This is a genomic window from Exiguobacterium sp. s160, from assembly GCF_018617575.1.
GTDB classification, from domain to species: domain Bacteria; phylum Bacillota; class Bacilli; order Exiguobacteriales; family Exiguobacteriaceae; genus Exiguobacterium; species Exiguobacterium aestuarii_A.
Map to the genome: position 1 here is coordinate 1 of NZ_JACSKK010000008.1, position 12,479 is coordinate 12,479.

13 protein-coding genes, 1 rRNA gene and 1 riboswitch are annotated in these 12,479 nt (G+C 49.3%); of the genes, 13 read left to right on the forward strand and 1 reads right to left on the reverse strand.

What is annotated here, in order from left to right; translation table 11 throughout:
• Together rrf and KNO86_RS12450 are read left to right on the forward strand one after the other, a co-directional pair.
• Window positions 1–87 (forward strand): 5S ribosomal RNA (gene rrf, locus KNO86_RS12445); the annotation flags it as partial.
• An 84-nt stretch (window positions 88–171) separates the two neighbouring features.
• The gene (locus KNO86_RS12450; protein ID WP_015880702.1) at window positions 172–363 is read left to right on the forward strand and encodes an NETI motif-containing protein; all 192 of its coding nucleotides are present in this window, start codon (window positions 172–174) and stop codon (window positions 361–363) included.
• A 52-nt stretch (window positions 364–415) separates the two neighbouring features.
• Here the strand turns inward: KNO86_RS12450 and KNO86_RS12455 are convergent, their stop codons facing one another.
• On the reverse strand, window positions 416–886 hold the full coding sequence (locus KNO86_RS12455; protein WP_214696694.1) for an NUDIX hydrolase: 471 nt from the start codon (window positions 884–886) through the stop codon (window positions 416–418).
• A 147-nt stretch (window positions 887–1,033) separates the two neighbouring features.
• Window positions 1,034–1,135, forward strand: a riboswitch (purine riboswitch).
• 69 nt (window positions 1,136–1,204) lie between these two features.
• On the opposite strand from KNO86_RS12455, the gene purE reads away from it, so the two are divergent.
• The 11 genes from purE to purH are packed head-to-tail and all read left to right on the forward strand — an operon-like array spanning window position 1,205 to window position 12,472.
• Window positions 1,205–1,693, forward strand: a complete 489-nt coding sequence (gene purE / locus KNO86_RS12460) for a 5-(carboxyamino)imidazole ribonucleotide mutase (protein WP_214696696.1) — start codon at window positions 1,205–1,207, stop codon at window positions 1,691–1,693.
• Window positions 1,693–2,787 (forward strand): 5-(carboxyamino)imidazole ribonucleotide synthase, encoded by a 1,095-nt coding sequence (gene purK / locus KNO86_RS12465; RefSeq protein WP_214696698.1) that lies wholly within the window; start codon window positions 1,693–1,695, stop codon window positions 2,785–2,787. Before purE ends, purK begins: the two co-directional genes overlap by 1 nt.
• Complete coding sequence (purB, locus tag KNO86_RS12470; protein ID WP_214696700.1) at window positions 2,784–4,076, forward strand: adenylosuccinate lyase; 1,293 nt, start codon at window positions 2,784–2,786, stop codon at window positions 4,074–4,076. The genes purK and purB overlap by 4 nt, the downstream gene beginning before the upstream one ends.
• Window positions 4,077–4,124: 48 nt before the next feature.
• A complete protein-coding gene (gene purC / locus KNO86_RS12475) occupies window positions 4,125–4,829 on the forward strand; it encodes a phosphoribosylaminoimidazolesuccinocarboxamide synthase (protein WP_147536348.1) in 705 nt (234 codons plus the stop codon).
• Window positions 4,826–5,068: a phosphoribosylformylglycinamidine synthase subunit PurS gene (purS, locus tag KNO86_RS12480; protein WP_214696714.1), complete on the forward strand. Its 243-nt coding sequence runs from the start codon at window positions 4,826–4,828 to the stop codon at window positions 5,066–5,068. The genes purC and purS overlap by 4 nt, the downstream gene beginning before the upstream one ends.
• Complete coding sequence (gene purQ, locus KNO86_RS12485) at window positions 5,065–5,745, forward strand: phosphoribosylformylglycinamidine synthase subunit PurQ (protein ID WP_214696716.1); 681 nt, start codon at window positions 5,065–5,067, stop codon at window positions 5,743–5,745. The genes purS and purQ overlap by 4 nt, the downstream gene beginning before the upstream one ends.
• A complete protein-coding gene (purL, locus tag KNO86_RS12490) occupies window positions 5,729–7,948 on the forward strand; it encodes a phosphoribosylformylglycinamidine synthase subunit PurL (protein ID WP_214696718.1) in 2,220 nt (739 codons plus the stop codon). Before purQ ends, purL begins: the two co-directional genes overlap by 17 nt.
• A complete protein-coding gene (purF, locus tag KNO86_RS12495; RefSeq protein WP_214685454.1) occupies window positions 7,924–9,333 on the forward strand; it encodes an amidophosphoribosyltransferase in 1,410 nt (469 codons plus the stop codon). Before purL ends, purF begins: the two co-directional genes overlap by 25 nt.
• Before the next feature lie 12 nt (window positions 9,334–9,345).
• A complete protein-coding gene (purM, locus tag KNO86_RS12500; RefSeq protein WP_214696720.1) occupies window positions 9,346–10,380 on the forward strand; it encodes a phosphoribosylformylglycinamidine cyclo-ligase in 1,035 nt (344 codons plus the stop codon).
• Window positions 10,377–10,955 carry a phosphoribosylglycinamide formyltransferase gene (gene purN / locus KNO86_RS12505; RefSeq protein WP_214696722.1) on the forward strand — a complete coding sequence of 193 codons (579 nt, stop codon included), beginning with the start codon at window positions 10,377–10,379 and terminating at the stop codon, window positions 10,953–10,955. Before purM ends, purN begins: the two co-directional genes overlap by 4 nt.
• Window positions 10,952–12,472: a bifunctional phosphoribosylaminoimidazolecarboxamide formyltransferase/IMP cyclohydrolase gene (purH, locus tag KNO86_RS12510; protein ID WP_214696724.1), complete on the forward strand. Its 1,521-nt coding sequence runs from the start codon at window positions 10,952–10,954 to the stop codon at window positions 12,470–12,472. Before purN ends, purH begins: the two co-directional genes overlap by 4 nt.
• The last annotated feature ends 7 nt before the right edge of the window (window positions 12,473–12,479 follow it).

Here is a 12,479-nt window from a genome sequence, read left to right on the forward strand (position 1 = left end):
GTTCCCATGCCGAACACGGAAGTTAAGCGTCTCAGCGCCGAAAGTAGTTGGGGGATCTCCCCCTGTGAGGATAGGACGTTGCCAGGCAAACGGTGGTTCTGGAGCATTCGCTCAAGGGCCGCCGTTTTTTCTTATCATCGATTTAGTCTAGTGGAAGAGAGGACGTAAGAAATGGCTAAGAAGATCAAAGTATATGTCGAACCAAATGAAACGGTCAGCGAATGTTTAGATCGGATCAATGAAATGGGTTATCGTCCTATACGCCGCATTGAAAAGCCCGTCTTTGAGCAAACGGGAGCCAAAGATGAACCTGTCCATTCCCATCAATCGATTTTATTTGAATGCGTCTCTAAAGAATCCTAAAGAATCCTAATGCCAAGCCGTCACACTATCTGTGTGACGGCTTTTTTATATCTTAAAATGAATGCTTGCGTTCAAAGCATCGGTCTCCAAGCGCATCCAATAAAGTTTGAGCGCGTTTCTCTATCTTTTTAGGAAGGTTCTCTTTACTAAAGTATTCAAGAGCCAGGCTTTCACCGTCTTCCATCAGAAGCTCTCCATGTACTCCTTTTGCCTGATATAAATGGATGACACCGTATGTTTCATCGCCGTTCGGATATTTAAAGTAACCATCCGGTCCGGAAAAGACTTGAATGAATTCAAATTGCTTAGCGAAAAGTCCAGTTTCTTCTTTTAATTCTCGTGCAGCGACTTCTTCCAACGTTTCTCCGAGCTCCATCGATCCTCCTGGTAAACCCCAGTCAAGTGTATCCGATCGGAATTGCATCAGTACCTCTTGTTTTTGGTTGATGACCAAAATGGTCGCTCCAACGCTGATGATTGGACGGTTGCCAATCACTTCCCGAAGACTCGATATGTAATTCATCTAACTCCCCCTTTTATAATAGAATACAGGATACATAGAGAAGATTCTTCTTATATCCAAAAAGCGAACGATAAATATTCAGAAAATTAAAATGTTCGCAGTTTATTGACATGTTTTCAAAGAACAAGGTACGATAGGCGTGTGAGATAGGAAAAATAAATAGTGCTCCATATAATCGCAAGGAAATGGCTTGCAAGTTTCTACCTGATCACCGATTCTGATCAGACTATGGGGTGTAGCTGACGTGTATTTGTCATGCCTATACCCTAAACTGATTGCTCGGTTTAGGGATTTCTTTTTGTAAGGGGGACATTTGGAATGAACGTAGTAGTTGCAGTAATCATGGGTAGTTCATCTGACTGGGAGACGATGAAACATACATGTGACATGTTAGATGAGTTACAGATTCCATATGAAAAACAAGTCGTATCAGCTCACCGTACACCAGACCTTATGTTCGAATATGCTGAAGAGGCACGAGGCAGAGGCATTCAAGTAATCATTGCGGGTGCTGGTGGAGCAGCCCACCTCCCTGGAATGGTAGCTGCGAAAACGACACTTCCTGTCATCGGTGTCCCAGTTCAGTCTAAAGCTCTCAATGGAATGGATTCGCTACTCTCGATTGTTCAGATGCCTGCAGGAGTTCCAGTAGCAACTGTTGCGATTGGTAAAGCGGGAGCAACGAATGCGGGATTACTTGCTGCTCAAATTCTTAGCATTCACTCCACAGACATTACAAATCGACTTGATGCATTTCGGGAGAAGAAACAAGAGATGGCGATGCGAGGAACGGAGGAGTTGGTCTGATGAGAATCGGAATTTTAGGTGGAGGACAACTTGGACGGATGATGTCTCTTAGTGCGAGTGCAATGGGGTATACGACACTTTGTCTCGATCCAAACCCACATGCACCGACTGCTCAAGTGGCAGATTCAATTGTTGCCTCATTTGATGATGTCGACGCCGCAAAGAAACTCGCCGACCGTTCTGACATCGTGACATACGAATTTGAGAATATCGACACAGAGATGATTGCTGCGATTGAAGAAAAATGTCCACAAGGAATGGATGTATTGAAAGCGACGCAACATCGCATCTTAGAAAAACAAATGATTGAATCTGCGGGACTACGAGTCGCACCTTATGTTTCAGTCCGTACCGTTCGAGATGTTCGGGAGGCGAAAGAGAAGCTTGGATTGCCATTTGTCGTCAAAACGTGTCGCTTCGGCTATGACGGAAAAGGCCAAACAGTCATTCGGACGGAACAGGATGTTCAGGCATTCATTGAACAGTTCACGGAACAAGAATATGTCGCTGAAGCTTGGTTGCCGTTTGAAAAAGAGATCTCGGTCATTGTGACACGTGGAGAAGAAGAAACGTCGACGTTCCCAATCAGTGAAAATATTCATCATAACAACATTCTACATCTATCCATCGTACCGGCTCGTGTCATTGATGAGATTCAAGAAGATGCGAGACATCTCGCACTTCAACTCGCAGACCACATCGGGTTGATGGGAACACTCGCTGTCGAGTTGTTTGTCATGCCAGATGGTCGCCTTTACGTAAACGAACTCGCACCACGTCCACATAATTCTGGACATTACACGATTGATGCATGTGAGACCTCACAATTTGAACAACACATTCGAGCCGTGACGGGGATGCGTCTCGGACGAACGACACTGACCACTCCGGTCGTCATGGTCAATCTTCTCGGCGAACATATGCAACGACTCAATGTCAAAGCATTGCCATCGAATGTTAAACTACATCTGTATGGAAAAGATGAAGCGAAGACGGGCCGCAAGATGGGACACTTGAATGTTCTCGGTGACACAGTCGAGGATGCGCTTCATACCATCGAACAACTGGCAATTTGGAAGGAGACCGTTTTATGATTTCACGCTACACCCGCCCAGAGATGGCGAACATTTGGACTGATCAAAATAAGTTCGAGGCTTGGTTAAAAGTTGAGCTTTACGCGTGTGAGGCTTGGAGTGAACTTGGGATTATCCCGAAAGAAGATGTACAAGTCCTTTGGGACAAAGCATCGTTTGATGTTGATCGTATTTTAGAAATTGAACAAGAGACGCGTCACGATGTGATTGCGTTCACGCGTGCGGTCTCAGAGACACTCGGGGAAGAGAAGAAATGGGTACACTACGGATTGACGTCGACGGATGTCGTCGATACGGCGCTCTCGTACTTAATCAAGCAAGCAAATGACATCTTAGAAGCCGATTTAGATCGCTTCATCGGCATTCTTGCAGAAAAAGCGAAAGCGCATAAATATGACATCATGATGGGACGGACACACGGTGTGCACGCAGAGCCGACAACGTTCGGTTTGAAGCTCGCCCTCTGGTATGAAGAAATGAAGCGAAACAAGAAACGCTTCATGGCAGCACGCGAAACGATTGAGTTTGGGAAAATGAGTGGAGCCGTCGGGACGTTTGCGAATATCGACCCGTTCATCGAGTCATATGTGTGTGACAAGCTCGGCATCCAAGCCGCACCGATCTCGACACAGACGCTCCAACGTGACCGTCATGCCGAGTATATGTCGACGCTCGCATTGATCGCGACATCGATTGAAAAGATGGCTACCGAGATTCGCGGTCTTCAAAAGACAGAGACACGTGAAGTGGAAGAGTTCTTCGCAAAAGGGCAAAAAGGATCGTCGGCGATGCCGCATAAACGAAACCCAATCGGTTCTGAAAACATGACGGGTCTTGCGCGTGTCATTCGCGGTCATATGATGACGGCTTACGAAAACGTTCCGCTTTGGCATGAACGTGACATCTCGCACTCGTCAGCAGAACGCATCATTATTCCGGATGCGACGATTCTTCTCAACTATATGTTGAATCGCTTCGGCAATATCGTGAAGAACTTGACGGTCTTCCCAGATAACATGCGTCGCAACATGGACCGTACGTTTGGGATTATCTTCTCGCAACGTATTCTACTCGGTCTCATCGAGAAAGGCTGGTCGCGTGAAGCTGCATATGACGCGGTTCAACCGAAGGCGATGCAAGCGTGGGAAGAAGAGACGATGTTCCGAACATTGATTGAAGAGGACAAAGAAATGGGCGCACTCTTTACGAGTGAAGAGCTCGATGAATTGTTCGATCCGCGTTATCACGTACGCCGTGTCGATACAATTTTTGAACGCTGTGGTTTGTAATCGTTGAGGGGCGATATGCCCCTCTCACTTTTAAGGGGGACGGTTCAGATGAAAGCAATTTATGAAGGCAAGGCGAAAGCGTTATTTGAGACAGAAGAAGCGGGTGTGCTTCGCGTGTATTACAAAGATGATGCGACAGCATTCAATGGAGAGAAGAAAGAGTCAATAGATGGGAAGGGGATCCTGAACAACGCCATCACGACACAGCTGTTCGAATTGATGCATGACAACAAGATTCCGACGCACTTTATCAAACGAATCTCAGAGCGAGAACAGTTGGTACGCCGTGTCGACATCATTCCGTTAGAAGTGGTAGTCCGAAACGTAGCGGCTGGAAGCCTGGCGAAACGACTCGGTTGGGAAGAAGGGACACCGCTCCTTGCACCGATTGTCGAGTTCTACTATAAGGATGATGCTCTTGGGGATCCACTCCTCACAGAAGACCATATCCGTTTGTTGCAAGTCGCTACACATAAAGAAGTCGAAACATTGCGACAACTTGGCCTTTGGGTAAACGATGTATTACTCGATTTCTTCGGTCAACATGGCATTGACGTGATTGATTTCAAACTAGAATTCGGGAAAGTGGACGGAACCATCATCTTAGCGGATGAGATTTCACCAGACACGTGCCGACTGTGGGACAAAGAGACGAAACAAAAGTTGGATAAGGACGTATTCCGTCGCGATTTAGGTTCTTTGACTGAGACGTATGGACAATTGTTAACACGCATAGGGGGAAATGGACAATGAAAAAAGTAAACGTGTATGTGACATTACGTGAAAGTGTACTCGACCCACAAGGAGTAGCTGTGAAAGGCGGACTTGAGCATCTTGGATTCGCTGGAATTGAATCGGTCCGCATCGGGAAAGTCATCGAGCTTCAGGTCGCTGACGAAACGACAGAAGGCATGGTCAAAGAGATGTGTGAGAAATTACTCGTCAACACGGTTATTGAGAATTATGAAATCGAGATGGGGGTACTTGCATGAAGTTCGCGGTCATCGTCTTTCCAGGATCAAACTGTGACCTCGACATGTATCACGCGGTAAAAGACGTGCTCGGGGAAGAAGCGGAATACGTGTTCCATACAGAAACCTCACTTGAAGGGTTCGATGGGGTGCTCTTACCAGGTGGCTTCTCATATGGAGATTACTTGCGTTGCGGGTCAATCGCCCAATTTTCACCGATTATGGCGGAGGTAAAACGTTTCGCAGAAGAAGGACGTCCGGTGCTTGGGGTATGTAACGGATTCCAAGTACTTGTCGAAGCGGGACTCCTCCCAGGCGTGTTGATGCGAAATCGTGATTTGAAATTCATGTGTAAGACTGTCGAACTCGTCGTTGAAAATAACGAGACGATGTTCACAAGTGACTATGCGGCACAGGAAACGATTCGCGTGCCAATCGCACACGGTGAGGGCAACTACTACTGTGACGAGGCGACACTCGAGACATTGAAGGCAAATGGTCAGATTGCGTTCACCTATAAAGAGAACCCGAACGGATCGGTCGAAAATATCGCCGGCATCACGAACGAAGCAGGAAACGTACTCGGCATGATGCCACACCCAGAGCGTGCGGTCGAAGCATTGCTCGGTGGGGAAGACGGTAAACGGTTATTCACGTCAATTGTAAAATGGGGGGCACGACATGTTACTTACAACTGAACCGACAGCTACGCAAATCCGCGATGAAAAGATTTATGCCACGATGGGATTATCGGACGACGAATACGCACTCGTCGTCTCACTGCTTGGCCGGGAACCAAACTATACAGAAATCGGTCTCTTCTCGGTCATGTGGTCTGAACACTGTTCGTACAAAAACTCGAAACCTGTGCTCCGGAAGTTTCCTACAACCGGAAAGCACGTCTTACAAGGACCAGGAGAAGGGGCGGGAATCGTCGATATCGGAGACGGTCAAGCTGTCGCCTTTAAAATCGAGAGTCATAACCACCCGTCAGCGATTGAACCTTATCAAGGGGCGGCGACTGGGGTGGGCGGAATCATCCGTGACATCTTCTCGATGGGTGCCCGTCCGATTGCATTATTGAACTCACTCCGTTTCGGAGATTTGAACGAATCACGTGTGAAACATTTATTCGGTCATGTCGTGTCAGGCATTGCCGGTTACGGAAACTGTGTCGGTATCCCGACTGTCGGTGGCGAAGTCGCCTTTGACCCGGCTTACTCTGGAAATCCACTCGTCAATGCGATGTGTGTCGGTTTTATCCGTCATGAAGACATTCAAAAAGGAATCGCAGAAGGTGTCGGAAACTCGGTCATGTATGTCGGAGCGACGACAGGACGCGATGGAATCCATGGTGCCACATTTGCCTCTGAAGAACTCGGGGAAGACGCGGACGAAAAGCGTCCAGCCGTACAAGTCGGAGACCCGTTCATGGAGAAGCTATTGATTGAAGCGTGTCTCGAAGTCATCAAACACCCGGCGCTCGTCGGGATTCAAGACATGGGGGCAGCTGGATTGACATCTTCTTCAGCGGAGATGGCCTCAAAAGCCGGCATGGGGATCGAGATGAACTTAGACCTCGTCCCGCAACGTGAGACAGGCATGACGCCTTACGAGATGATGCTATCGGAATCACAAGAGCGGATGCTTCTCGTTGTCAAAGCTGGACATGAAGACGAGATTGAAGCGATCGTGACGAAGTGGGGACTTCACGCGATCAAAGTCGGCGAGGTCATCGAAGAGAAAGTGCTTCGCCTCGTTCACCAAGGAGAAGTTGCAGCCGAAGTACCGGTCGACGCGCTCGCAGAAGACGCTCCTGTCTATCATAAACCTTCAAAAGTACCAGCCTACTACGAAGCTTTCCAAGCCATGAGTCCTGTTACACCAATCGTCGAAGATGTGATGGCAACGTGGAAAGACGTCCTTGCGATGCCAAGTATCGCTTCGAAACGTTGGGTGTATGAGCAATACGACCATATGGTTCAAACATCGACAGTCGTCGCACCGGGCAGTGATGCCGCAGTCATCCGCATTCGTGAGACGGAGAAGTCGCTCGCGATGACGACCGACTGTAACGCGAAATACGTCTATCTCGACCCGCGTGTCGGTGGGGCAATCGCTGTCGCTGAAGCGGCACGTAACATCGTCGCAAGTGGTGCAGAGCCTCTTGCTTTGACGGACTGTCTCAACTTCGGCAGCCCGGATAAACCGGAAGGGTTCTGGCAACTCGACCAAGCCGTTGAAGGAATGGCGGAAGCGTGCCGGACGCTCGATACACCTGTCATTGGTGGAAACGTATCGTTGTACAACGAATCGAACGGACAAGCCATTTATCCGACACCGGTCGTTGGAATGGTCGGTCTCATTGAGAAGCCAGAGCATATTACGACATCGTTTGCGAAACAAGCCGGAGACGTCGTCTTCTTACTCGGAGAGACAAAAGCAGAATTTGGTGGCAGTGCCCTTCAAATGCTCCAAGACGGAAAAGTGAGCGGACATGCGCCGACACTCGACCTTCAGGAAGAGCGTCAGACACAGAAAGCATTACTTCAAGCGATTCGTGAAGGTCTTGTCACGGCGGCACACGATGTGTCAGAAGGTGGTCTTGCGGCAGCGTTACCAGAACTTGTTTTCGGAACAGGGTTTGGTGTCGACGTCACAATCGATACAGAACTCGTCACTGCGTTATTTAGTGAATCCCAGTCACGCTTCCTCGTGACAGTCGACCAAACAAAAGCAGAGGCATTCGCGAGCATGACGAACGGAACGGCAATCGGTACGGTCACAGAAGCGGCAACTGTTGTTGTTCGAGCGAGCGATCGCTTGATTGAAATGGATGTGCAAGAGTTGGAACGTGTATGGGAAGGAGCTATTCCATGTTATATGACATCCGAGGCATGAACGAGGAATGTGGCGTCTTCGGTGTGTTCGGTCACATCGAAGCGTCACACCTTGCCTACTACGGACTTCACAGTTTGCAGCACCGTGGCCAAGAAGGAACGGGAATCGTAACGGCAGACGGAGAGCGTCTCCACGCGAAACGTGGACTTGGACTCGTCACCGAAGTATTTGACGAAACGTCTCTTGACGCACTCACCGGGAATCATGCGATCGGTCACGTACGCTACTCGACAGCGGGCGGCAACACGCTCGAGAACGTTCAACCGCTCCATTTCAAATCGTTGACAGGTGATTTGGCGATGGCGCATAACGGAAACCTTGTGAATGCGACTGAGTTGAAACATATGCTCGAAGCGGAAGGTGCGATTTTCCAGACGACGTCCGACACGGAAGTCGTGGCCCATCTCATTAAGCGGAGTCGCGGTAATTCATTGAAAGAACGCATTGCAGATAGTTTGGCTCGTCTCGTTGGAGCATTCGCCTTCTTATTTTTGACGGAAGATGCCCTGTACGTCGGAGTCGACGTTCATGGGTTACGTCCTTTGTCACTCGGGCAGACGGAAGACGGTGCGTACGTTTTCGCATCAGAGACATGTGCGTTTGACGTCGTAGGAGCGACGTATGTCCGAGATGTTGAACCAGGTGAGTTACTCATGATTACGAATGAAGGCATCACATCTGAACGCTTCAGTGAAGCGGCAGTTCGAGCGATGTGTTCGATGGAATACATCTACTTCTCACGTCCGGACTCGATCATCGATGGAATCAACGTGCATACGGCGCGTAAAGCCATGGGGAAAAAGATGTTCGAAGAAGCACCGGTCGAAGCGGATGTCGTGACGGGGGTGCCGGACTCGAGTATTTCCGCGGCAATCGGTTATGCCGAAGCAAGTGGAATCCCATACGAGATGGGACTTATTAAGAACCGTTATGTCGGACGGACATTCATTCAACCTTCTCAGGAATTACGGGAGCGCGGCGTGAAGATGAAACTGTCGGCGTTACGCGGTGTCGTGAATGGGAAGCGGGTCATCATGGTCGATGATTCCATCGTCCGAGGAACGACGAGCCGTCGAATCGTCACTTTGCTTCGAGAGGCAGGCGCGACGGAAGTGCATGTGCGCATCACGTCACCGCCAATCAAGCATCCATGCTATTACGGAATCGATACATCAACGAAGGAAGAGTTAATTGCGGCAACCAAATCCATTGAAGAAATTAGAGAAGAGATTGGTGCCGATTCACTAGCGTTCCTCACATTAGATGGAACGGTCGAAGCCATCGATCGTCCATTCGAAGGAGCGTTACGCGGGCAGTGTGCTGCATGCTTCACGGGACTTTATCCGACTGAACTTGCAGAACTCGTGACAGAGACAAAGGCTTAAGGGGGAAAACCGATGAGCGTTCGATATGAACAAGCGGGTGTGAATTTAGAAGCAGGGTACGAGGCCGTATCCCGTATGAAACGTCATGTTGCCCGGACGATGCGTCCAGAAGTAATGACAGGACTCGGTAGTTTCGGGGCGATGATTGATCTCGGCTCGATGAACATGAAACATCCCATTCTCGTGAGTGGGACGGATGGGGTCGGGACGAAGCTGAAGTTGGCTTTCGCGCTCGACCAACATGACACGATTGGAATTGATTGCGTCGCGATGTGCGTCAACGATTGCCTCGTTCATGGAGCAGAACCGCTCTATTTTCTCGACTATATCGCGACAGGAAAAGCAGAGCCGGCTAAACTCGAGCGCATCGTCGCCGGGGTCGCTGAAGGATGTGTTCAAGCAGGTTGTGCCCTCGTCGGAGGAGAAACGGCTGAGATGCCTGGAATGTACCCGGATGGGGAGTATGACATTGCCGGGTTTGCGGTCGGGGTCGTTGAGAAAGAGCACTTACTCGACGGTTCGACGATTCAGGATGGAGATGTCGTTCTAGGGCTTGCTTCTTCAGGGGTTCATTCAAATGGTTTTTCTCTTGTACGTCATATCGTCGAAGCGCAAGGTCTTCACTATACGGATGAAATTGCGATGCTCGATACAACACTTGGGAACGCGTTGCTTCTTCCGACACGCATTTACGCTGAAGCGGCGAAAGCGGCGATTTCGACAGGTAAAGTACAAGGAATGGCACACATCACAGGTGGTGGCTTCTATGAGAATGTCCCTCGTATGTTACCGGAAGGACTCGGGATCACGTTCGATGCATCGAGTTGGCCAAGCCTTCCTGTCTTCGACTGGCTCGAACAAGTCGGAAACATCTCGAAACAGGAAATGTTCAACGTCTTCAACATGGGCATTGGTTATATGATTACGGTACGTCCTGAAGATGTGGAACTGGTCGAAGCGGCGCTCGAACGTGTCGGTGAAACAGCGCATCGAATCGGGAAAGTCGAGAGTCGTCCAGGAATCCGAATCTCAGGAGTGGACCAATGAAACGATTTGCCATCTTTGCATCAGGGTCGGGGAGTAACGCAGAAGCCATTTGGCAGGCGATTGCCGATGGACAATTATCAGCGGAATGCGTGCTACTCGTCACGGACAAGCCAGAAGCGACGGTTCTCGACCGTGCGGAGCGTTATGAGATTCCAAGTTTTTCCTTCACACCGAAAACGTATGCGTCTAAAGAGGAGTTCGAGGAAGAAATCCTCGTCCTTCTCGATTCGCTTCGAGTGGACTATATTGTGTTGGCAGGGTATATGCGCTTGATTGGAAATGTGTTACTATCCGCATATCCGAACCGAATCATAAACATTCATCCTTCACTCTTGCCCGCCTTTCCGGGGAAAGACGCGATTGGTCAGGCGCTTGACACAAACGTGTCGACGAGTGGCGTGACGGTTCATTATGTGGATGCGGGGATGGACACGGGTCCGATCATCGCGCAAGCGTCAGTCGAGATTGAAGGATGCGATCGTGCCGAGGCAACACGACGTATTCAAGCGATTGAACATCAACTGTATCCGCGCGTATTACAACAAGTGTTGAATCAACAGGAGGTTTTCAAGTGAGAGCATTATTAAGTGTTTCTGATAAAACAGGAATTGTGGAACTAGCAACTGTCCTACATGAGGCGGGCATCGAACTCATCTCGACAGGAGGGACCGAGTCGGCACTCCAACAAGCCGGTTTACCGGTCAAAAACATCTCTGAGGTGACATCGTTCCCAGAAATGTTAGATGGTCGTGTCAAGACGTTACACCCACTCGTTCACGGCGGATTACTCGGACGTCGCGACCTCGATACACATGTCGCTCAAATGAAAGACCATGATATCGAACCAATCGATTACGTGGTCGTCAATCTTTATCCGTTTAAAGAGACAATCGCAAAAGAAAATACGACGTATGAAGAAGCGATTGAAAATATCGATATCGGTGGACCGAGCATGTTGCGTTCGGCTGCGAAAAACCATGCGAGCGTAACAGTCGTCGTCGACCCAAGTGACTATACACTTGTTGCAGATGAGGTACGTGGAGGCGGTACATCATTTGAGACACGTCAACGTCTCGCAACGAAAGCGTTCCGTCATACGGCTGCTTATGACGCATTGATTGCCGATTATTTAGGGCGTCAAATCGGGGAACCCTTCCCAGAACAGTTGACGGTCACGTATGAAAAAGTTCAAGACCTTCGTTATGGAGAAAACCCGCACCAACAAGCAGCGTTCTATAAGACGCCATTGTATGATGGGATGACACTTGCGAATGCGACACAACTTCACGGGAAAGAGCTTTCGTATAACAACATTCAGGATACGAACGCGGCGCTTGAAGCACTCAGCGAATTGAACGAACCGGCTGCTGTCGTCGTCAAACATATGAACCCATGTGGTGTCGCAGTAGGACGGACGATTTCTCAGGCGTTCGAGCGTGCACATGCGGCTGACCCGGTCTCTATTTTTGGTGGGATCGTTGCCTTGAACCGCGAAGTCGATGTAGAAACGGCAGATGCCCTTCGTAACATCTTTTTAGAGATCATCATTGCTCCATCCTTTAGTGAAGCAGCACTTGAACGATTGAAAGAGAAAAAGAATCTTCGTCTATTAACGTTGGATATGGGTCAAATGACAGGGATGCGCTTAACAGCTGTCGCTGGAGGATTACTCGTACAAGATGGGGACGACATGACACTCGATGATGCAGCTTGCCAAATCGTGACGGACCGTCGCCCGACAGCATCCGAATGGGAAGATTTGAAACTCGCATGGCGCGTCGTCAAACACGTGAAATCAAACGCCATTGTCGTAGCGAAAGATGAGACGACGATTGGAATCGGAGCGGGACAGATGAACCGCGTCGGAGCTGCAAAAATCGCTTTCGAACAAGCAGGTGAACGTGCGACTGGCGCAGCGCTTGGAAGTGACGCGTTCTTCCCAATGGCAGACACGGTCGAAGCGGCAGCAGCGGCAGGCATTACAGCCATCATCCAACCAGGTGGGTCGATCCGCGATGCCGAATCGATTGAAGCGGCAAACCGTCACGGTATTACAATGGTGTTCACATCGGTCAGACATTTCAAACACTGAGAGGGGT